Annotated in this window: 16 protein-coding genes and 8 pseudogenes; 18 read left to right on the top strand and 6 right to left on the bottom strand. The window is 64.8% G+C overall.

Going from position 1 to position 20,963, the window contains the following annotated elements:
* Positions 1-139 precede the first annotated feature (139 nt).
* Positions 140-553, bottom strand: coding sequence for a transposase (locus MHEC_RS14220; protein WP_236591501.1), 414 nt, complete (start codon positions 551-553; stop codon positions 140-142).
* A gap of 179 nt (positions 554-732) precedes the next feature.
* Here MHEC_RS14220 and MHEC_RS14215 point away from each other — a divergent pair.
* The 12 genes and pseudogenes from MHEC_RS14215 to MHEC_RS14160 form a co-directional block, all read left to right on the top strand.
* A pseudogene (locus MHEC_RS14215) lies at positions 733-1,389 on the top strand (IS256 family transposase); the annotation flags it as partial.
* A 143-nt stretch (positions 1,390-1,532) separates the two neighbouring features.
* On the top strand, positions 1,533-2,585 hold the full coding sequence (locus tag MHEC_RS14210; protein WP_048893879.1) for a tyrosine-type recombinase/integrase: 1,053 nt from the start codon (positions 1,533-1,535) through the stop codon (positions 2,583-2,585).
* Positions 2,586-2,587: 2 nt separating this feature from the next.
* Positions 2,588-2,905 (top strand): helix-turn-helix domain-containing protein, encoded by a 318-nt coding sequence (locus MHEC_RS14205; RefSeq protein WP_048893880.1) that lies wholly within the window; start codon positions 2,588-2,590, stop codon positions 2,903-2,905.
* A gap of 562 nt (positions 2,906-3,467) precedes the next feature.
* A complete protein-coding gene (locus MHEC_RS14200; RefSeq protein WP_236591493.1) occupies positions 3,468-4,517 on the top strand; it encodes a site-specific integrase in 1,050 nt (349 codons plus the stop codon).
* Between the two features lie 48 nt (positions 4,518-4,565).
* Positions 4,566-4,712, top strand: a pseudogene (locus MHEC_RS24425) (transposase); the annotation flags it as partial.
* 234 nt (positions 4,713-4,946) lie between these two features.
* On the top strand, positions 4,947-6,167 hold the full coding sequence (locus MHEC_RS14190; protein WP_071700283.1) for an IS110 family RNA-guided transposase: 1,221 nt from the start codon (positions 4,947-4,949) through the stop codon (positions 6,165-6,167).
* Between the two features lie 83 nt (positions 6,168-6,250).
* Positions 6,251-6,511 (top strand): annotated as a pseudogene (locus MHEC_RS25230) (transposase); the annotation flags it as partial.
* Between the two features lie 121 nt (positions 6,512-6,632).
* Positions 6,633-7,739 (top strand): site-specific integrase, encoded by a 1,107-nt coding sequence (locus tag MHEC_RS14180; protein ID WP_048893783.1) that lies wholly within the window; start codon positions 6,633-6,635, stop codon positions 7,737-7,739.
* Positions 7,736-9,649 (top strand): tyrosine-type recombinase/integrase, encoded by a 1,914-nt coding sequence (locus tag MHEC_RS14175; protein WP_235435008.1) that lies wholly within the window; start codon positions 7,736-7,738, stop codon positions 9,647-9,649. The genes MHEC_RS14180 and MHEC_RS14175 overlap by 4 nt, the downstream gene beginning before the upstream one ends.
* A 47-nt stretch (positions 9,650-9,696) precedes the next feature.
* A complete protein-coding gene (locus MHEC_RS14170) occupies positions 9,697-10,824 on the top strand; it encodes a tyrosine-type recombinase/integrase (RefSeq protein WP_048893784.1) in 1,128 nt (375 codons plus the stop codon).
* 36 nt (positions 10,825-10,860) lie between these two features.
* A complete protein-coding gene (locus tag MHEC_RS14165; protein WP_152967085.1) occupies positions 10,861-11,523 on the top strand; it encodes an MAE_28990/MAE_18760 family HEPN-like nuclease in 663 nt (220 codons plus the stop codon).
* A gap of 28 nt (positions 11,524-11,551) precedes the next feature.
* Positions 11,552-11,902 (top strand): helix-turn-helix domain-containing protein, encoded by a 351-nt coding sequence (locus MHEC_RS14160; protein WP_048893786.1) that lies wholly within the window; start codon positions 11,552-11,554, stop codon positions 11,900-11,902.
* Positions 11,903-12,166: 264 nt separating this feature from the next.
* On the opposite strand, the pseudogene MHEC_RS14155 reads toward MHEC_RS14160, so the two are convergent.
* The 4 genes and pseudogenes from MHEC_RS14155 to MHEC_RS14140 all read right to left on the bottom strand — a co-directional run.
* Positions 12,167-12,634 (bottom strand): annotated as a pseudogene (locus MHEC_RS14155) (transposase); the annotation flags it as partial.
* Between the two features lie 83 nt (positions 12,635-12,717).
* Complete coding sequence (locus MHEC_RS14150; RefSeq protein ID WP_071700283.1) at positions 12,718-13,938, bottom strand: IS110 family RNA-guided transposase; 1,221 nt, start codon at positions 13,936-13,938, stop codon at positions 12,718-12,720.
* Positions 13,939-14,172: 234 nt separating this feature from the next.
* Positions 14,173-14,967: pseudogene (locus tag MHEC_RS14145) on the bottom strand (IS256 family transposase); the annotation flags it as partial.
* A 175-nt stretch (positions 14,968-15,142) separates the two neighbouring features.
* Positions 15,143-16,876: an IS1634 family transposase gene (locus MHEC_RS14140; protein ID WP_071700660.1), complete on the bottom strand. Its 1,734-nt coding sequence runs from the start codon at positions 16,874-16,876 to the stop codon at positions 15,143-15,145.
* Between the two features lie 180 nt (positions 16,877-17,056).
* On the opposite strand from MHEC_RS14140, the gene MHEC_RS14135 reads away from it, so the two are divergent.
* From MHEC_RS14135 to MHEC_RS14110, 6 genes and pseudogenes are all read left to right on the top strand, one after another.
* A complete protein-coding gene (locus MHEC_RS14135; RefSeq protein WP_152967096.1) occupies positions 17,057-17,389 on the top strand; it encodes a hypothetical protein in 333 nt (110 codons plus the stop codon).
* A 148-nt stretch (positions 17,390-17,537) separates the two neighbouring features.
* On the top strand, positions 17,538-17,987 hold the full coding sequence (locus MHEC_RS14130) for a hypothetical protein (RefSeq protein ID WP_201399564.1): 450 nt from the start codon (positions 17,538-17,540) through the stop codon (positions 17,985-17,987).
* A gap of 121 nt (positions 17,988-18,108) precedes the next feature.
* Positions 18,109-18,588, top strand: a pseudogene (locus MHEC_RS14125) (tyrosine-type recombinase/integrase); the annotation flags it as partial.
* Entirely contained in the window at positions 18,578-19,018 is a 441-nt protein-coding gene (locus tag MHEC_RS14120) for a DUF6262 family protein (RefSeq protein ID WP_048893923.1), read from the top strand. The pseudogene MHEC_RS14125 and the gene MHEC_RS14120, both read left to right, overlap by 11 nt.
* 98 nt (positions 19,019-19,116) lie before the next feature.
* Positions 19,117-19,323 (top strand): annotated as a pseudogene (locus MHEC_RS25225) (transposase); the annotation flags it as partial.
* Between the two features lie 46 nt (positions 19,324-19,369).
* A pseudogene (locus MHEC_RS14110) lies at positions 19,370-19,960 on the top strand (IS3 family transposase); the annotation flags it as partial.
* A 575-nt stretch (positions 19,961-20,535) separates the two neighbouring features.
* Here MHEC_RS14110 and MHEC_RS14105 read toward each other — a convergent pair.
* Entirely contained in the window at positions 20,536-20,901 is a 366-nt protein-coding gene (locus MHEC_RS14105; protein WP_236591476.1) for a hypothetical protein, read from the bottom strand.
* Positions 20,902-20,963 lie beyond the last annotated feature (62 nt).

Genomic DNA, 20,963 nt, shown 5'->3' with positions numbered 1-20,963 from the left:
GATGGGTCATTACAGCTAGCTGAGCGTTCGGCCATCAGGAGATTGTCGGCTGGGGTCGCGGCTAGTCACGCCGTTCCTTCGTTGAGATCGAAAAGGACAGAATCGAATTTAATTCGGCTCTTCGATTTTGACCGGGCAATCAGCATGACGTCTGGGTTGCGGCCCGCTGTTTGCGGGTGCAGTGAAATCGTATCCGGCGTGCCGAATTGTCTTGATTCCGGAACCCGCACGCGGCGCGTTTGACCTGTTTGACGAGCCGGTTGTAGCCCTCGGTGCGGGCGTTGGTGATACCGGTGGCGATGAAGGCGTTGATCTCGGGCCACCAGGTGTCGACGGTGGCGGCCAGGGTGAGCAGCTCAGGGATCTGCGAGTCGATGCACCAGGCCAGGAAGCGGTGCAGCCGATGCCGGGTCAGGTGCGCATCGCCGCCGGCGTGCACGGTGGGCAGCAGGGTGCGCGGTTCTTCCTTGGCGATCCACGCCGACAGGATCTGGCCGGTGTCGTCTTCGGCCACGATCGCGTTCCACATCGTGGCGAAATTCTTGTCCGACAAGCGTTCCCACGCGGTCAGCAGGCGCCGGCGGTTGGCCCATTCCGGGTCGAGTTTGCCGCCGCGGCACCGGGCGTGTCATTCCATCTGTGTAAGTCCGGGGTGGTCCATCATCGGACCGCCGTTCGGGCGGACAGAAGGAGTGTTTTGTGACGAAGCTCATGGAGTCGGCGGGCAAGGAGATGTCGGCGGCTCGCCGGCTGGCGGAGACGTTTTCGGCCGAGACCCTGGATTCGCTGATCAAGGACGCGGTGAAATCGGGGACCCCGATCGACGGGGCGGACGGTTTGCTGACCGAGTTGACCAAGGCGGTGCTCGAGCGGGCCTTGCAGACCGAAATGACCCACCATTTGGGGTATGAATCCGGTGACCCGGCCGGCCGCGGGTCGGGCAATTCTCGCAATGGGTCTTCACCGAAGACGGTGACCACGGTCAACGGCCCGGTGGATATCGTGGTGCCGCGCGACCGCAACGGCACTTTTGAGCCGGTGATCGTGCCCAAAAGGGCGCGCCGGCTGGGCAACATCAATTCGGTGGTGCTGTCGCTGTATTCGCGCGGCATGACCACCCGCGATATCGAGGCGCATCTGGCCGAGGTGTACGGAGCCAAGGTGTCACGAGAATTGATCTCCAATATCACCGAGGTGGTGGTCGATGAGATCAAGGCCTGGCAATCGCGCCCACTCGATGAGGTCTACCCGATCCTGTATATCGACGGGCTGCGGCTGCGCATCGCCGACAACGGGGTGGTGGGCACCAAGGTGGCCTATCTGGCCATCGGCGTGGACCTCGACGGGCGTAAACACGCCCTGGGCTGCTGGATCCAAGACAGCGAGGGATATGGAACGAGCACAGGTTCGTTTCCCCGGATTGGCGCTGCTGCCTGAGGTTTTCCGGTCTACGGGCGTGTCGCTGATGTTCCAGGTGTAAGCCCGCGAGTTAAGGTACTGCCTTGAAACCCTAGGTGCGAGGAAGGTACGCGGTGGGAGACGGGCGGCTGCGGGTGATCACCGGCGAGGTCGCGGCGGTCGTGGAGACGCGAGATCCGCAGCGGTTTCAGGCCGAATGCGTGGAGGCGTTCGTGGCGTCGTGGACCGCGCGCGGGTTCGCCGAATCGACGATCACCAACGACGTCGGTGTGTTGGAGCGGATGCTGGTGGCGCTGGGGCGCCCGGCGTGGGAGGTGACCGCTGAGGACGTCGACCGGGTGGTGGGCGAGCTCGCCAGTTCGGGTCGGGCGGTGTCGACGCGACGCAATTATCTGCAGGTGTTCAAGGGCTTTCACCGGTTCCTTGAGGTCCGCAAGGCCGCGGAGATCGAGGCGGCGTTCGGGGTCCGGCTGGCCTGTCCATTGGACGAGTTCAACGCCGCCCGCCATGTCAGCGACGACTCGCCGAGCACGGAGGCGCCGCCGACGGCGGAGCGGGTGGGCGCGTTCTTCGAGTTCCTGAAGGGTCGGATTGCGACTGCCCGCAAGTATGCGCCGGCCGCGCGGGATTATGCGCTGTTCCGCACGCTGTATCACGCCGGGCTGCGGTCGGAAGAAGTGGTGATGCTCGACTGCTCGGATGTGCATTTTGGGCGCGGCACGTTCGGCAAGCTGCATGTGCGGTTCGGTAAGGGCGCCAAGGGCTCCGGGCCGCGGCCGCGTTGGGTGCCGATGTTAGACGGGCTGGATCTGGTGTTGCGCTGGTATCTCGACGATGTGCGCGGCCGGTTCCCGGACAGTCCGGTGTTGCTGTGTGATGAGTCCGGCGGCCCAATGGCCGCGGCCACCATCCGCAACCGGTTGCGGCATTTGATGAGAGTGGAAGGCCGGCCTGAAGGTGAGTGGTTCAGCCCGCATGGGATGCGCCGTGCCTGTGCGACCCACAACTATGAGCGAGGCGTGGATCTCGTTGCCATTCAACAGCTTTTAGGACACTGGACGGTCGCGTCGACCATGCGGTATGTGCGCCCGTCGGAGACCTTCATCGAAGACGCCTATCAGCGTGCGATCTCGGCGACGCTGAGCGAACTGACCGGGCAGGAGTGAGTATGCAGATCAGGTGGAAACTTCGGATGGCCGCCGCCCAGCGGGAGGTGTGGACCGGCGCCCAACTGCAACGGCTGCTGGCGGAGAAGGCTGGATTGGAGCTGTCTTCGGCGTCGGTGTCGGCGTTGTTCACCAAACAGCCCAGTCAGATCAAGCTGTCCACCTTGATCGCGTTGTGCACCGCACTGGAATGCTCGCCCAATGACCTGTTTGACATCGATACCACCCCTGTCACACAACAGATTTCACCGAAGCCGGCCAAGGTCGCGGTCAACGACGCGCCAGCGTCGCGGCGGGGCCGGTCGATGCCGCCGATCTAGCATGACCCGCCGGGTCCGGGACTGCCGGTGCTGTGGTCGCGCGGTCGGCAAACCAGAGCGTGACCTTTGTGCTCGTTGCCACTGGGCGCGGTGTCACGCACCGATCAAACACCGCTGCCCGCGCTGCGGTGTGTTGCGGGTTCTGGGGCCGGACACCGGATGCTGCGCGCGCTGTTCGCGCACCTGCCGGATCTGCAATGCGCCAGTGCTGTTCGTCGACCGCGACCTCTGCGGGCAGTGCGCTCGGCGGCAACGCTTGGACGCCAACCGAGCCGAGTGTCCACGCTGCGGAAAACGCCGGATCCTGCGACCCACCACCGGCTGGTGTGGCTCCTGCTCACATCCGGGCCGGCCACCGAATCCGGATGCGGCCTGTGTCGACTGCGGACGGGTCACTCGACTGACCGGGGCGGGACGGTGCCAAAGATGTTGGGCCCGCTCGCCGCATCGAATCCCAGTCCGAGCGGCTAATCTTGCGGCGACACTCGAGAATCCACCCGACTGGCTCGGCGACTTCGCCGCCTATCTCATCGGACGCCACCATCCCGACCGCGCCTGCGCCATGCTGACCCGGCTCGGCACACGATTGGCCGACAACCACCCGGTGCATCCGCAGGCCCTGCTGGAATCCGTGGCCACTGACGTTCCGCTCGCGCGGGCCCTGGAGGACTTCCTCACCGCCCGTCAACTGGCGTTACCGACCGATCGCGAGGAACGCCGCGCCGCCACCCGCCGCCAATCCCGTATCGACGCGGTGCCCCCACCCCTGCGCCAGGCGGTGGCCGGGTTTGCCGAGCACCTGGTCGCCAGCCGCGATCGTGCCCGCCGCACCGGCACCCACCCGCGCGGGCATCCCACGCTCGAGGCCCGGCTTGGGGCCGTGCGTGACTTCGCTCAGTTCTTGTCCATGGCGCGCGGCAAAACTGACTGGGCCACCATTGAGGTCGGCGACATCGAAGCCTTCCTGCACGCTCATCCCAGCCGGCGTGCCTTCTACCTGACCGGGCTGCGCCAGTTCTGCCGCTACGGTCTGCGCCGCCGGCTAATGCTCATCAACCCCACGAAAGGCTTGACTGCGCCGCAGACCATGGCATTCCGCGGCCCGACGCTGCCTGTCGACCGGCAACGCGAACTGTTCCAGCGGTGGAGCACAGACCCCGAGGTGCACCCGCACGAGGCGTTCGTCGGGCTGGCCGCCCTGCTGCACGGCGCCACCACACAAGAACTGCAGCACCTCACCGATGCGGACATCGACAACAACCGCCGCCGGATCCGGCTGGGTCGCCGACCACAACCCACCCCATTGGACCCGTGGACCTGGACCGCACTGCATCGCTGCCTCGACCACCGGAAGGTGCTGGGCGGCAACAATTCCCACCTGTTGGTCACCATGCAGACCAAAGCCACCCGGGCGCCGGCCTCCGACGGCTACATCAAGAACACCCTGCGCGCGGTCGGCATCCAGCCCCGGATCCTGCGCTCGACACGGCTGGTAGACCTCGTCGGCACGGTCGACGCGAAACTCGTCGCCGCTGCCTACGGCATGCACCACGAAGCTGTCGTCGCCTACCTCGCAGACCACGTTGACACCGCCCGTCTGCCGAACTCGTGATACTTCAGGCGCCACCTCGCACACCTTCGCGCGAACCCGTGCGCTTTCGCACGGTTTTGGCAGAAGGTCATCATCGACCTGCGCAACCGCGGAGTACGCGACATCCTCATCGCCTGCTGCGACGGGCTGACCGGCTTGCCTGATGCGATCCGCTCGATCTTCCCCGATACCGTGATCCAAACCTCATCTATTAACAATGGATCGGCCGGGATGGTCTCGGCGTTCACCTGCACCACCACGGGCAGGGCCCACGCAAACGCGTCACCTTCGAGGTCCACATGCAGACCTGTCCGCCCGTGGTGGCTGCGGGGCGTGGACCGGCCAGCGAGAGCAGCGCCACCGCTGTGGGCGGTGAGTGCCGAGATGAGGTTCCGGGCAGGCCTCGCGATCGCAGGGTGAACCTTTCACATTGAAAGGGATCCAAGTGCAATGAATCAGAGTACTCTGCAACGGCCGAACAGCTTCTGGTGTGGGATCGACTGGGGTGGGCGCTTCCATCACCTGTGTGTGCTGGATGGCACCGGCCAGCAGCTGCTCAGTCGCAAGGTCGCTCACACCGTCGATGGTCTGGCCGTCCTGGTCGGGTTGATTGCTTCGTTCACCGGTGCGGTCCGGATCGCGATCGAGCGGGCCGAAGGGCTACTGGTCGAATATCTCCAGCACCACTGCGATGCCGAAATTTATTGCGTGTCACCGAAAATCTCGGCGCGAGCACGCGAACGCTATCGGATGGCGGCCGCCAAGTCCGACGAATTCGATGCCTATGTGTTGGCCGATACGTTGCGTCACCAGTATGCCCAGTGGCGGCCGTTGGCCGTTCCGTCGCCGCTTCTAGCGGAGCTGACCGCAGTGAGCCGCGATCGTCAACGCATCCTGGATATGCAGGTGGACACCGAGAATCGACTGCGGTCAATCTTGGATGCCTATCATCCGTGCCCGTTGCACCTGTTTTCTGCACTGGACCGGGACATCACCCTGTCCTTCATCCGCAGCTATCCCACTCCCGTGCAGGCGGGCCGGATCACCGCTGCGCGGATGGGGGCGTTCACGTCCCGGCACGGCTACAGTGGCCGGCACAAACCCGAGACACTTGTCGCCCGGATGCAGCCGCATCTGCTATCGGCGAGCGACGGCACCGTTGCTGGCAAAGCGTTGGCGGCCAAAGCATTCACCGAACAACTGGCTCTACTCAACACCCATTTGCGAGCCCATGACAAACGACTGGGCGAACTGCTTGAGGCGCACCCGGACACCCCGATCTTCACCAGTTTCCCCGGCATCGGACCGGTCACCGCCGCCGTGTTGATCTCCGAAATGGGTGAGGAGCGCAGTCGTTTTCCTTCGGCGCCGTCATTGTTGGCAGAGACCGGCTTGGCTCCGGTCACCAAGGTGTCCGGGCGCACACGTCAGGTTCGCTTCCGCTACGCCGCCAACCGGCGGATGCGGCACGCCATCGACTGGTGGATGTTCGTCGCCGTCCGTGAAGACCTCTGGTCGGCCGACATCTACCAACACGCCCGCGCCGCCGGCCAACCACACCATCGTGCCCTGCGTGGCCTGGGCGCCCGCTGGTGTCGCATCTTGTGGCGCTGCTGGCACGACCACAACCCCTACGACCCGGCCATCCACCACCGCGCCACCGCCGCCTAACAACCCCACCCCGCCCCCGCGCTGAGCAAAGTCAGCCAGCCGCGGCGATCAATCATGCCCACGACCCGAGGTTGACAGCGGGAGTCTGTGTGGTGCATGTTATTCGCAATGCGATGCGGTTCGTGTCGTATAAGGACCGCCGCAAGGTCGCCTCGTCGATGCGGGCCATCTATTCGGCGCCCACCGTAGATGCCGCTGAGCTCGCGCTCAAAGAGTTTGACCGCGATTTCGGTGCGCAATACCCCGGCGCGATCGACGTGTGGCGGGGCGCCTGGCCAGAGTTCATTGCCTTCCTGGATTACCCGGTGGAACTACGCAAGATCGTGTACACGACAAACGCGATCGTTATCTGGAGTCCTCGAAGTGGTGTCTTCGATGTCCGACACGAGGGGTTGAGGTCCCCAGTTCTGCGTGGTGGACGTGGTTATCTGCGGTCGTCCAGGAGGCAGAGCCTGTGGAGGGACGATGCAAGTTGCCCGGGTCATCTCATTGGTCTCGTCGCGTGAATCGTGGACCGTCCTGGGCGAGGACGACGCCCCGGTCGCTCCGGTGGAGCGGTATCTGGCGTATCTGACCGACATCGAACGCTCACCAAACACGGTCAAGGCCTACGCGCACGATCTGAAGGACTGGTTCGGCTTCCTCGCCGACCGGCGGTTGGACTGGCGCGAGGTCGGCATCGATGACGTGGGTGAGTTCGTCGCGTGGCTGCGGCTGCCGCTGCAGGCCCGCGACGGGCGGGTCGCGGTGCTGCCGTCGGTCGAGCATTACTGCAGGGAATCGACTGTTAACCGCAAGCTTTCGGCGGTCGGCGCTTTCTACACCCACGCCGCCCGCGAGGGTGTTGCGGTCGGTGAGCTTCTCACCTCGTGGCAGGTCGGCGGCGGGCGCGGAGGCTGGCGCCCATTCCTGCACCACATCAGCAAGAGCGAGCTGAAGCCGCGGCGGGTGGTCGCGTTGAAGGCGCCGAAGAAGCTGCCGCGGGTGCTCACCCCGGCCGAGGTGCAGGCCGTGCTGGATGGCTGCGACCGGCTGCGTGACCGGTTGCTGTTCGCCGTGCTCTACGACACCGGCATGCGGATCGGTGAGGCATTCGGGTTGCGCCACAACGACATCGCCGCCGCCGAACGGGAGGTGACGGTGCGCCGCCGCGACAACGCCAACCGCGCCCGCGCCAAGTCGCCCACGTCGCGGACGGTCCCGGTCAGCCCCGAGCTGATCCGGTTGTATGCCGACTACCTGCACGGCGAGTACGGCGACCTGAACAGCGACTACGTGTTCGTCAACCTGTGGGGCCGCCCGCGCGGGCACCCGCTGACCTATGCCGCGGTCTACGACCTGGTGCGCCGACTGCGCCGACGAACCGGGATCGACTTTGACCCGCACTGGCTGCGGCACTCGGCAGCGACCAGGATGCTGCGTGACGGCATCGGAATCGAGTTTGTGGCAACACTTCTCGGTCACGCGTCGGTCGCCACGACGAGCGCTACCTACGGGCATCTGAGTGTCGAGGACGCCCGCCGGGTCATGGAGCAGGCGGGCTGGTTCACCGACCGGCAGGTGCGGGTGTGACCGCCCCGGCCCGACTGCCCGATGCCGATTCGACCGGGCTGCTAGGCAAGTTGATGGCGACTGTCCGCAGCGAATTCCGCGGCGACGTACTGGAATTCGGGCCTGAGAACCCGGTGTTCGGCGGAGCCGCCTGCGGGGTTGGCGGCTGCGGGCGAACCGCGCGCGGCCACGGGTTATGCCAGGGGCATCTGCAGCGGTGGAACGACCAGGGGCGCCCGGACATGCAGCGGTTCGTCGAATCGACCGATCCGCGGTGGCGGCGGCAGCAGCCGAACCAACGTTGCCGGGTGCTGGGCTGTGGTTACGGGTCGGCGCGTGGCGGCATGTGCAGCCTGCACGCGCAGCGATGGCAACGCGCCGGCCGCCCCGACCTGGATGGGTGGCTCGCCGATCCGCAGCCGGTCAAGCAACCACCGCCGGAGGCGACCTGCCGCATCCCGCACTGCCCACTGTGGCCGCAGGCGAGTTCGCCGTTCTGCCAATCCCACACCAACACCTGGAAGATCAACGGCCGCCCCGACATCGACGAGTTCGCCGACCGCTTCGCTGAGATCACGTTGGCCAGCGAGACGATCCGGCTCGAGCGGCTCGCCCCGCAACTGAAGCTGGAGATGCAGTACGTGCTGCAGCGCCACCACGACGAACGCCGGGGCAAGCTCGCACCCGACGTGGTCATGCGGGTGGTGCGGGCGCTCGCCGACACCGACACCGGCTCACTGCTCGCCTGGGACGAGCAGGCCTGGCGGCAGCGAATCGGGATGCCCCGCAACGACAGTCTGGCTCGCGGGTTTCTCGGCTACGCCTACCGGGCGGTCGCCGACCTGGCCGAGGCCGGTGGTTGGGAAGCCGAGTACCCGCGCGATATCTGGCACATGCGCCGCCTCGGCTTCCACGGTGACCGGCGCCTGCGGTTCGACGGCATCGGCCAGCCGTGGCTGCGTGAGCTGGTCAAGCGGTGGGTGCGCTGGCGATTGTCGGCCGGGCTGGGCCTGGAAGCCGGCGGCGCCAGGCCGGTCCTCGTCATCAGCCGGTTTGCCGGGTTCCTCGCCGACATCGGCGTCGAGCGGATCGACCAGATCGACAGGACGGTGCTGGAACGCTACCTGGCCCATTTGCTCGCCGACCCCGCCCTCGCCAGCGCTCAGCGCCGGGGCAGCCATCTCGGGCTGCTCAACCGGTTCTTCACCGCCATCCGCCAACACCGTTGGGATACAACCCTTCCCACCGACGCGATGTTCTACCACGAGGACTACCCGAAACGCGCCGAACGGCTGCCGCGGGCACTGGCCGAGCACGTCATGGCCCAACTCGAGCATCCCGACAACCTCGCCCGGTTCGCCGACCCGGCCTACCGGCTGGTCACCATCATCCTGATGCGTTGCGGGCTGCGGGTCACCGACGCGCTGCGGCTGCGCGCCGACTGCGTCGTCGCCGACGCCGAGGGCGCTCCGTATCTGCGCTACTTCAACCACAAGATGAAACGCGACGCGCTGGTGCCGATCGATGAACAGCTGCGCGAGCTGATCGCCGAACACCGCCAGCGCACCCTCGAGCGCTGGCCGGGCGGCACACCGATCCTGTTCCCGCGGCCGACGAAGAACGTCGACGGCACCCACCCGATCGCCAGCCCCACCTACCGGATGGCGCTGCTGCGCTGGCTGGCCGCCTGCGACATCCGCGACGAGCACGGCGCACCGGTGCACCTGACCCCGCACCAATGGCGCCACACCGCAGGCACCCGGCTGAATTTGCGCGGAATTGCATCGGATGCATCATTCGGCAGCCCGGGAGAACGTTGTGGCAGCGGCGATCTGGGCATTTACCGTATTCTGCAGAGCCCGGCCGAGCTCTCGCTGACACGCCTGGTGAGCTGCGGCTTTCCTCGGCATCCCGCCGTCTGGATGCATTGAGTGCAACGCTGAGGCATCGGCTCAGGCCTGGGGAAGGGTGCGTGGGGATGCCGGAACAAGCGCAACAGAAAGGCCTGCTGGCTGGTTCGGCGCGGCTGGTGCTGGTGCAGGGAACGGCGCTGTTGCACCCAGAGCGGACGGTGTTCGACGCGATGCTCGCGGGGTGGCGGGCGCAGCAACGCAGCCGACTGCTGGCGGACGCGACGGTGTTATGGCGGGAGCGGATCGTGCGCCGGTTCGCCGAGTTCACGAACGGGTTCCCGTGGACCTGGACGGCGAGTGATGTGGAGGACTGGACCAGCAGCCTGGTGTCGCGTAACGGCCACGTGCACACCACGATCCGCTCTTATCAGGGTGCGGTGGCATGCTTCCTGGATTACGTGGTCGACGCCCGCTATGGCTGGAGTGCGGAGTGTGAGGCGCGGTTCGGGACGCATCCGGTGCAGATTTGTCATGAGTGGAACACTGCGGTGCATGTCGCCGACTACGAAGGCAGGCCGGGACGGCGGCCGTTCACCCGCGTGGAGTTGCAGGCGTTATTCGATTATGCCGATGCCCGGGTGGGCGAGGTCCGCGCAACCGGTCGCAAAGGGTGGCTGGCGGCGTTTCGCGACGCAACACTGTTCAAAGTGACCTACGCCTGGGGGCTACGCCGACGGGAGGCGGCGATGCTCGACGTGGCCGACTTCACGACGAATCCCGCGGTGCCGGAGCTAGGTCGATTCGGCACGTTGGCGGTGCGCTACGGCAAGGCGATGCGCGGCTCGCCACCGCGGCGCCGGCAGGTGGCGACGGTGATGCCGTGGGCGGCCGAGGTGGTCGAGGAGTACGTGACCGAGATCCGGCCCTGCTATCCCACCGCTGACCATCCCGCGCTGTTTCTCACTGAACGGGGCGAGCGCATCTCAGTGCGCCAGGTCGACGAGAGGTTCGCCGTCTACCGGACCGGCGCTGGCCTGCCAGAAAATCTCACGCCGCACTGCCTGCGCCACTCCTACATCTCACACCTAATCGAGGACGGTGTTGACCCGACATTCGTACAACGCCAGGCCGGGCATTCCTGGGCATCAACGACGGCCGGCTACACCACGGTTGGGGCCGATCACGCCAACCGGATGCTGCGCGCAGCCGTCGAGCGGGCGTTTGTCGCTGCACCCCAAGGGATCTTGCGATGAACAATGCGCTGCTACCTGCGACCGGAGGACAGTGAGATGACCAGCCAGGCGCAAAAGGCGTTTGGGGAGAACTGCGGAGAGATCGATCGCCTCCTCGAGATCCACGGCGATATCACCCCCGAAGGCCGCGGCCGGAAGTGGAAGGTCGAGGCGCTCCACAAGTCCGCGTTCGTGCTCCTCACGGCCTTCTGGGAAGCATTTTGCGAAGATCTCGCCGCGGAGGCGCTCAACCACCTCGTGAAGCACTCCACAACGGCCAACGGACTACCATCAGAGCTAAAGAAATTGGTTGCCCAAGAACTCAAGGATGACCTGCACGATTTGGCTGTGTGGCGACTAGCCGACGACGGCTGGCGGGCAGTCTTATCGTCCCGACTCACGAAGCTCCAGGCGGAACGGAACAGAAGACTCAACACGCCGAAGACCTCACAGATCAACGATCTGTTCAAGAGCGCTGTCGGCGTTGAGAACGTCGCAAAGGCTTGGTACTGGCCGGGAATGCGCGCCAGCGCCGCCGCAAAGAAGCTCGACGCGTTTGTGACACTCCGAGGTGAAATAGCTCATCGGGGATCAGCAGCCACCAGCGTGACGAAGCAGCAGGTTACCGACTATTACAACCACGTCAAGCGACTCACCACGAGAACCGAGGCGCGAGTTGCTCAGGTGATCACCACCAGCACTGGGGCACCGCCATGGTGAAAGACACAATTCCGCAAGGGAACTCGCGATGAGTCGGGCCGTGGGCTACCGCTGGCATCTGCGGTTGCGGATGGCCGAGCGGGGCATGTTCGCCACCACAGAGTTGGGGCCACTGCTGGCCGAACGAGGGGTTGCGTTGTCGCGCGAGCAGGTCTACCGGTTGGCGGCGGGCACCCCGGAACGGTTGTCGCTGCATACGTTGGCCGCTTTGTGCGACATCCTCGAGTGCACGCCGTCGGATCTGATCGAGCCGGTGGTCGAATCCAAATCCGGCGCCAAACGCGCTGTCGGCGCGAAATCCACCACGACACAGTCGGGTCCGCGTGAGTTGCGAACTAAACGCGCCCGCATCATCTCCGAAATGGAGGACCCGAGTTGAACGCGGGTGCTGCCCGGCTCTGCGGCCGATGCGGGCGGGTGCGGCCAATCTCGAAACGCGCCGGCCCGGACGGCCCAGACATCTGCTCGAGCTGCTGGCGACCACCGACGGCCGTATGCATGGTCTGCGGGGACGAACGCCTGTGCAGCGGGGTCGCGGCCGGTCGACCGACACACTGTCGGTCCGTTTCGGCACCGCCGACATCGAAATCCCCGAGCCTCTAGCGAGGCTGTCAAGTTAACGGTGTAACTGGTTGTTGTACTGTTATTTTCGGCCTTGGGTTAGTCGCCCTGGGAATGCGATCTCGAAGGCGTTGAGCGGTGCTTTCCATCGGTTGACCCAGCGCTTGCGGCCCTTGCCGGTTGGGTCAAGGCTCATGATCGCCAGGTAGACGCACTTGAGCGCGGCCTGCTCGGTCGGGAAGTGGCCGCGGGCGTTGACCGCCCTGCGGATCCTTGAGTTTAGGCTTTCGATGCTGTTGGTCGTGCAGATCACGCTGCGGATTTCCTTGTCGAAGGCCAGGAAGGGAACGAACTCGGCCCAGGCGTTCTCCCACAGCTTGATGATGGCCGGGTAGCGCTGGCCCCAGGTCTCGGTGAACGCGGCGAACGCGTCCAAAGCCGCTGACTCGCTGGCCGCGGTGTAGACCAGCTTGAGGTCTTTGGCGATCGCGGCCCAGTCCCTCTTGGAGGCGTAGCGAAACGAGTTCCTCAGAAGGTGCACGACACAGACTCCCGCTGTCAACCTCGGGTCGTGGGCATGATTGATCGCCGCGGCTGGCTGACTTTGCTCAGCGCGGGGGCGGGGTGGGGTTGTTAGGCGGCGGTGGCGCGGTGGTGGATGGCCGGGTCGTAGGGGTTGTGGTCGTGCCAGCAGCGCCACAAGATGCGACACCAGCGGGCGCCCAGGCCACGCAGGGCACGATGGTGTGGTTGGCCGGCGGCGCGGGCGTGTTGGTAGATGTCGGCCGACCAGAGGTCTTCACGGACGGCGACGAACATCCACCAGTCGATGGCGTGCCGCATCCGCCGGTTGGCGGCGTAGCGGAAGCGAACCTGACGTGTGCGCCCGGACACCTTGGTGACCGGAGCCAAGCCGGTCTCTGCCAACAATGACGGCGCCGAAGGAAAACGACTGCGCTCCTCACCCATTTCGGAGATCAACACGGCGGCGGTGACCGGTCCGATGCCGGGGAAACTGGTGAAGATCGGGGTGTCCGGGTGCGCCTCAAGCAGTTCGCCCAGTCGTTTGTCATGGGCTCGCAAATGGGTGTTGAGTAGAGCCAGTTGTTCGGTGAATGCTTTGGCCGCCAACGCTTTGCCAGCAACGGTGCCGTCGCTCGCCGATAGCAGATGCGGCTGCATCCGGGCGACAAGTGTCTCGGGTTTGTGCCGGCCACTGTAGCCGTGCCGGGACGTGAACGCGCCCATCCGCGCAGCGGTGATCCGGCCCGCCTGCACGGGAGTGGGATAGCTGCGGATGAAGGACAGGGTGATGTCCCGGTCCAGTGCAGAAAACAGGTGCAACGGGCACGGATGATAGGCATCCAAGATTGACCGCAGTCGATTCTCGGTGTCCACCTGCATATCCAGGATGCGTTGACGATCGCGGCTCACTGCGGTCAGCTCCGCTAGAAGCGGCGACGGAACGGCCAACGGCCGCCACTGGGCATACTGGTGACGCAACGTATCGGCCAACACATAGGCATCGAATTCGTCGGACTTGGCGGCCGCCATCCGATAGCGTTCGCGTGCTCGCGCCGAGATTTTCGGTGACACGCAATAAATTTCGGCATCGCAGTGGTGCTGGAGATATTCGACCAGTAGCCCTTCGGCCCGCTCGATCGCGATCCGGACCGCACCGGTGAACGAAGCAATCAACCCGACCAGGACGGCCAGACCATCGACGGTGTGAGCGACCTTGCGACTGAGCAGCTGCTGGCCGGTGCCATCCAGCACACACAGGTGATGGAAGCGCCCACCCCAGTCGATCCCACACCAGAAGCTGTTCGGCCGTTGCAGAGTACTCTGATTCATTGCACTTGGATCCCTTTCAATGTGAAAGGTTCACCCTGCGATCGCGAGGCCTGCCCGGAACCTCATCTCGGCACTCACCGCCCACAGCGGTGGCGCTGCTCTCGCTGGCCGGTCCACGCCCCGCAGCCACCACGGGCGGACAGGTCTGCATGTGGACCTCGAAGGTGACGCGTTTGCGTGGGCCCTGCCCGTGGTGGTGCAGGTGAACGCCGAGACCATCCCGGCCGATCCATTGTTAATAGATGAGGTCTGGGTGATCGCCTGCGGCCACACGGCTTCGATGGCGGTCGGCAAGCCCTTGAGCCCATCGCACACCACGATGCATACGTCCTGGGTGCCCCTATTTTTGATTTCCGAGAGCACGCGCAGCCAATACTTGGAGCCCTCCCCGTCGCCGTGCTCACCGGCCCACAGCCCCAGCACATCGCGGGTGCCGTCGACGGTGACGCCCAGCGCGATGTAGATCGGCCGGTTAGCGACGTTGCCATCACGGATCTTGACGTTGATCGCGTCGATGAACACCACCGGATACACCGGGTCCAGCGGCCGGTTGCACCACTCGCTCATCGCCTCGATCACCCGGTCGGTGATCGTCGAGATGGTCTGCTTGGACACCTGCGCGCCGTACACTTCGGCCAGATGCGCGGCGATCTCGCCGTGAGTTAAGCCCTTGGCGGACAACGAAATCACCAGCCCGTCGATCCCTGAAAGACGGCGCTGACGCTTGCGCACGATCTGCGGCTCGAACGACCCATCCCGGTCCCGAGGTATCGCGACCTCCACCGGCCCGACGTCGGTCAGCAGCTGCTTGGTGCGGGTGCCATTGCGAGAGTTGCCGCCATCGCGGCCGGCCGGATCATGCTTGGCGTAGCCGAGATGATCGTCCATCTCGCCCTCGGCCGCAGACTCGATGATGGTCTTCGTGAGCTGGGCCAGCAGCCCGTCCTCCCCGGTCAACCGCAGCCCCTGTGAGCGGGCCCGATCCACCAACTGACCGACCAGCTGCTGATCCAACTCATCCAGATCCACGACGCCGGTGTCCGGCGCTTCGACACCCTTCTCGTCGGTGATCACATTAGTCACAGTGCTCTCCTTTTGTCTCAGAAGTTACACCGTTTAACTTATACACCCCCTCTAGCCCGAAGTTCCCCCTGGTGTGGAGCGGTTTAGTGGGTTGAGCTGGGGTTTTGTGTTGGTGTGCTGACTACGCGAGTCCGTGGCGGTGTGAGACGCCGAGTAGTTCGAAGGCTCGCCGCTGTAGTGGGGTGGGGTTGGTGATCTTGGTGAATGCCGGCAGGTCGTCGGTGGGCTGGATGTGGTTGGCGCAGATGGTGGCCAGGTCGGCGAGCAGGCTGGTGAAGCTGTGCACCGGGTAGTCGTTTTCGGTGCGTTTGCGCGCTGCCTTGGCCAGCGCTTGATCGGAGCGTTGGGCGGGAGCGACGGGGTCGGCACGTTTGGCGGCGGCGGCGGGTTTGTCGTTGTCCTGGAAAAGGATTGGTGCGAGGGCTTGTTTCATGTGCCAGCTGATGTAGTAGGACAGCATCCGTAGGAGCATGTGCGCGCGCACCCGATCGGCGAGGCGGTGCCGGATGGGTCGCACGTCCAGTTCGGTGTTGAGGGTGCGGAAGAACCGTTCGACGTCGGCGAGGTCCTTGTAGCGCAGCACGACCTCGTCGCGCTGCAGTGTCTGGTCGGGCAGGCTGGTGCGGAGCACGTAGATGCCGTCGAGGGCGGCCTCGGCGGCGATGGCGTCCTGGTTGCGGGAGAAACTGAACGCTTCGTCGGTGATTTGCAGGTCAAAATGCTTGGCCATCTTGAACTTGTTGCGCACCTTGCCCACCCGCAGCGCGATCTTGTCCCGCCCGCGTAGTGGTCGTTTGGCGCGGCGGGTGGCCTCGGCGATGGTCTGTAGTTCGTGTTCGGTGGCCGCCAGCAGCTCGCCGCGTTTGCGGGCACGCTCATCAGCCAGGGCGGGGTTGTGGCAGCACACCAGCCGCTCGCCGGGGTAGTCGGGGTGGGTGATCTCGAACAGGTTCTGCTCGTCGAACAGCGACAGCTGCAGCGCCCCGTCGTCGACCAATGCCTTGATCTGCGGGGCGCGCAGCGCGCTGATCCAATCCAACTGCGCCGGGTGCAGCTCGTCGCGGATGCGCGCGCTGGTGAGCATGCCCCGATCCCCCACCAGGGCGATGGTGGTCAGCCCGAACCGGGTCTTGAGCTTGGTGATCTGGGCGCCCAGGGTTTTCGGGTCGGCGGTGTTGCCGTCGAACACCTCAATGGCGATCGGCACCCCGGCTGGTGAGCACAGCAGCCCGTAGACGATCTGCAACCGGCCTTTGACCCCGTCGCGGGCATGCCCGATTTTCCCTAACGGGCAGGTGTGGCCCTCGAACGCCGCCGAGGACACGTCATAGAGCACCAGGGTTCCGTTGGCCAGATGCCGTGCGGCCAACGAGTTTTCGATGGCATCCTGGCGCTCGACCACCCAGTCCATCGCGTCATACAGGTCATCCTCATCGGCACCCGCCACGCCCAGCACCGCACCCAGGGTGCTGGTGGCGGTCTCGATGCGCAGCCCGCGCGCCATCGCCAGCTTGGAGCCCGGCTCGATCACCGACGCGGCCAGCATGGCGCACACCAAGTCCCGGTTACGCGACGGGGCGGGGTCGATCAGCTCGGCCATGCCCAGCTTGGCGGCGGTGCCCAACACCGCGGCCACATGCCCGTGCGGCAGGCTGCGGGTGATGTCAAACGCCCCGGCCAGATCGCCCGTCCCCGGCAGGCCCTTGAGCGCGCGCTGCAGTTTGTCCACCTTGTGCTCGGGCCAGCGCGACAGGTTGGCCAGCGTGCGGGTTTTCACCTTGCCGTTCTCGCGGTAACTTTCGCGCAACAGCACCGCCGGCGGTGATCCACGGTTGGGCACCCGCGTCACGTACATGATTACTTTCTAGCACAACAGCAGTACGAGAGTAGCGAATTTAGAAAATGACACGCCGAACAAGTCTTGCGAATACATGATTACGCCTTGCCGGCACATGAACACTGAAACACCTGCTCACAAAGCAGAAAGGAAATCAGCCCCCTCTCAGAAGGGGGGAACTTCGGCCTAGCCGGTTTCGTGCGCGCCCACCTCGACACCCCTCGCCGCCACGCCAGTCTCGCCGCGCCGCGCAGCAACTGGCTGTTCCCCGGACACTTTCCCGCACAATCGATCACGCCAGCGCGGCTCGGAGCACGCCTCGGCCGGCTCGGCATTGACGCCCAGACCGGCCACCGCGCAGCGATGCTCCAACTGGCCACCACCGTCCCCGCCGCCGTCCTCGCCGACCTGCTCGGCATCCACACCACCACTGCTGCCGACTGGGCCCACGCCGCCGGCGGGGACTGGTCGCACTACGCCGCCGAGGTTGCCCGGACCCGAATCGGACCAGCGATAGAACCCGCCGGATGAGGGAGCCGGTGCGCAGATGAGCGAGCGAGGCTGCGGGTCAAACTCGCCACCGTAGATGACCTCGTCCGCGTCTGCGAGATCGTCAACTACATCGTCAAGAAAACCGTCTTCAATTTCGGAACCGACCCCAACAGAAAGAAAGCGCCGCGTGCACATCAATGCCTTTGTGCCAACACGAGGTGTCGTCCTCGAGAACGATGCCGTTAATGCCGTCGGTGTCCCGCAGGTCGAGATTCACTTGCCGCCCCTTCAGGACAAGCAGGTTCACCAGTCAACCGCACCGATCCTGCTCTGCGTCTCCACTGAGAACGGCACCGAGCACGATCCTCAGCTCTTTGTCATCGTTCACGATGCTGGCGGTCAAAAGCGCGGCAGGCTCGAGCAGATCTGGATGTGGGACGACGTCCCGGACCGCCCGCTTAAGTGGCGGGTCTTCAACCTCATGTTGCCGTTTCTAATCTACGGCGGCGGAACCTACACATTCGGGGTGTATGCGGGACCAGACGACCAACCGGATCAAGCGCTGGCGTCATTTCTAATCCCGATCATCTTGGACGCGCCAGGTCAGTTGCCACAGGGGCAATGGCCGCCTCAGTAGCTGCGGCGACAGTACCCAACAAACCGGCCGACACCACCAGCGTGGCCACGGCCAGGCACGCCGGATGAGTAAATCCACCAATAGCATTCGACATCATCGAACAACGCCGTTCACCAGTTTCAACCGGGATGTTCCGCAGGAGGTCGTGCGCCGCATCCTCGACCACGACTCACCACAGATGACCGCCCACTACGCCCGAATGCACGACACCACCGTCAGACGGGCTTGGGAAGCCGCCCGCAAGGTCGATATCACCGGCCGCACAGTGGTTTTCGACCCAGATGGGCCACTCTCCGACGCCGTCTGGGCCAAACAGCGCCTGGCCCAAGCAACCCAGGCCCTGCCCAACGGCTACTGTGGGCTGCCGGTACAGCAGAGCTGCCCACACGCCAACGCCTGCCTGACCTGCCCCATGTTCCTCACCACCCCCGAATTCCTGCCCCAGCACCGCGCCCAACGCCAGCAGGTACTGCAGCTGGTCACCGCTGCCGAGGCCCGCGGCCAGCAACGGCTCGCCGAAATGAACCGGCAAGTGCTGGGAAACCTGGACAACATCATCACCGCCCTCAACGAGCCAAAGGACACCAAACATGCGCGCTGACAACAGCATCCACCTCACCACTGCCGCCCGGCAGCGACACGAACACACCCGCGCCAAGGCGATCGCCGCGATGCACGACCTCGACCGAACCGGCGCCGCGCTCACCTTCGAGTCCGTCGCCCGCCACGCCGGCGTCTCCCGCTCCTGGATCTACACCCAAACCGACATCAAAGACGAGATCCGCAGGCTGCGCGACCAGGGCCGACACCAACCGACCACGCCGATACCCTCCTCGCAGCGCGCCAGCGACGACTCGCTACGCCAGCGACTCGAACTCGCCCACCACCGCAACCGCGAACTCGCCGACGAGAACCACAAGCTACGCCGCCAACTCGCCCACGCCCTCGGCCAGCTCCGCGACAACGGTCACACGCGGCCCGCCGAACAAGCGACGGCACATCGCAGTTCGGCAACAATCGGGCCCTGTTGACCTCGACCGCGGTCGGGCCCACCACCACGTCGAAGACAGGCTCCACCACGCAAACACGCAGGTCAACCCTGCTTTCAGCCCGAGGACTCCAGATAACGATCGAGTCCATCAATTTCCAGCTACGCAAAATCACCAAGAACCGCGGACATTTCCCGGACAAGGACTCTGCGATCAAGTTGCTGTACTTGGGGTTGCGCAACATCTCCAGCCACAGAGGAGGCTATTCGGGGACGGGAACCTACAACTGGACTGTGGCGCTTAACACCCTGGCGAAACTGTTCCCTGGACGGATTCCGTTATGTTAGAATATAACTCGTTGTCAAGTCACCTCAGACTTACACAGAAATCGTGACGGGCTCCGATCCGACGGCGGCCCGGACCGCCGATCTGGTGAGTCGCCAATTCGGCCCGCCGGCGCCCAACCGGCTATGGGTGGCCGACCTGACTTACGTATCGACTTGGTCGGGGTTTGCCGACGTCGCGTTTGTCACCGACGCCTATGCCCGACGGATCCTGGGCTGGCGGGTGGCCGCAACGATGGCGACCTCAATGGTGCTCGATTCCATCGAACACGCCATCTGGACTCGGCAACGCGAAGGGATCTTTGATCTCAAAGATGTCGTCCACCATACCGATAGAGAATCCCAATACACCTCGATCCGGTTCACCGAGCGGCTCTCCGAAGCCGGTATCCGACCCTCGGTCGGGGCAGTCGGATCGTCCTACCACAACGCGTTGGCCGAGACAATCATCGGCTTGTACAACACCGAGTTGATCAAACCCCGCAAACCCTGGCGCACCATCGAGGAGGTCAAGTTGGCCACCGCCGAATCGGTGGACTGGTTCAACCATCGCCGCCTCTACAAGTACTGCGGCGATATCCCACCAGTGGACCTGGAGGCCGCCTACTACGCTCAACACCGGAGACCAGCCGCCGGCTGAGCTCACACACCAGAAAGTCTCCGGACTCACCGGGTGTTGACCGTCTCTTTGGATGGCGACCACGGGGTGGCCATTCTTCATTGAGTCTGCCGATGTGACGGTCGGTGTGGCGGCGGGGTTGATCTTGTTCGTGTGCACCGTCAGTGTGACGAGGAACTGATGGGTGCGCGGCACCCCGCTGAAGTCTTGGTCGGCTTGCGGGGTGCCGCGCTGTAGTGCTCGGAGGCACCGATGGTGACGGTAGAGGCTGATGTTGTCCGCGTCGAGTCCCGGTTGGCGGCTGGGGAGATCGCGTGTCCGGCATGCGGGGACGGGGTGCTGGGTGGCTGGGGGTATGCCCGGGCCCGTCAGATCGAGGGACTGCGTGATGTGGTGCGGCCGCGGCGGGCGAGATGCCGAGTGTGCATGGTGAATCGCCCTGGGTTTTGTGCACACCGGTTTACTTTGCGCCGGTCGGCTGACCGGTGTGGTGTGCATGGTAGTCGGCCTCGTATTCGATGGGTGGTTTCAGTCCGAGTCGGTGCATGAGCCGGCTGGTGTTGTACTTATGCGGGTGATCGAGTCAAGTAGGGCGGTCACGAGGCGGTGGTATCGAGGCGGTCGAGGATGCCGTCGAAGATCTTCTGGCGGCCGAGTTGGCCCTTGTTGGCGGCATCGTCGCGCTGGCGTTGCAGCGTGGGCCGGAACTCGAGGGTGGTAACGAAGAAGCTGCAGGATTCGCAGATGGACTCGAAGTGGCAGTCCATCTCGACCGGTCGTGCGCAGTAGCCGTTGCCCAGCATGCGGCGGTGCATCTCGTTACGCAGTTTGCGCATTTCGCGGCCTTCGTCGTCGCCGGCGAGTTGATGGGGTTGGCCGTAGAGTAGTTCCACTTTCTCGGTGACGGCGAAGTACTCCTCGGCGACGGTCTTATCAGCAATTCGTGCGTAAACCATTGTCATGGCTAAGGTTTTGTGTTTGATATACGGGTGATCTTCGGCGTGTCTGCCGTGATCCAGCGGGG

It is taken from the genome of Mycobacterium heckeshornense (genome assembly GCF_016592155.1).
Classification (GTDB): Bacteria; Actinomycetota; Actinomycetes; order Mycobacteriales; family Mycobacteriaceae; genus Mycobacterium; species Mycobacterium heckeshornense.
The sequence above is the reverse complement of the archived record's forward strand: the minus strand, read 5'-3'. Positions and strand labels throughout refer to the sequence as shown.

What these genes read in the sequence shown, in the direction of transcription:
- MHEC_RS14200 (WP_236591493.1), top strand. Translation starts at nt 3,468, where the DNA reads ATGCTGACCCGGCTCGGCACACGATTGGCCGACAACCACCCGGTGCAT.
- MHEC_RS14105 (WP_236591476.1), bottom strand. Translation starts at nt 20,901, where the DNA reads ATGACAATGGTTTACGCACGAATTGCTGATAAGACCGTCGCCGAGGAG.
- MHEC_RS14190 (WP_071700283.1), top strand. Translation starts at nt 4,947, where the DNA reads ATGAATCAGAGTACTCTGCAACGGCCGAACAGCTTCTGGTGTGGGATC.
- MHEC_RS14120 (WP_048893923.1), top strand. Translation starts at nt 18,578, where the DNA reads ATGCGCGCTGACAACAGCATCCACCTCACCACTGCCGCCCGGCAGCGA.
- MHEC_RS14140 (WP_071700660.1), bottom strand. Translation starts at nt 16,876, where the DNA reads ATGTACGTGACGCGGGTGCCCAACCGTGGATCACCGCCGGCGGTGCTG.
- MHEC_RS14180 (WP_048893783.1), top strand. Translation starts at nt 6,633, where the DNA reads ATGCAAGTTGCCCGGGTCATCTCATTGGTCTCGTCGCGTGAATCGTGG.
- MHEC_RS14205 (WP_048893880.1), top strand. Translation starts at nt 2,588, where the DNA reads ATGCAGATCAGGTGGAAACTTCGGATGGCCGCCGCCCAGCGGGAGGTG.
- MHEC_RS14165 (WP_152967085.1), top strand. Translation starts at nt 10,861, where the DNA reads ATGACCAGCCAGGCGCAAAAGGCGTTTGGGGAGAACTGCGGAGAGATC.
- MHEC_RS14150 (WP_071700283.1), bottom strand. Translation starts at nt 13,938, where the DNA reads ATGAATCAGAGTACTCTGCAACGGCCGAACAGCTTCTGGTGTGGGATC.
- MHEC_RS14170 (WP_048893784.1), top strand. Translation starts at nt 9,697, where the DNA reads ATGCCGGAACAAGCGCAACAGAAAGGCCTGCTGGCTGGTTCGGCGCGG.
- MHEC_RS14160 (WP_048893786.1), top strand. Translation starts at nt 11,552, where the DNA reads ATGAGTCGGGCCGTGGGCTACCGCTGGCATCTGCGGTTGCGGATGGCC.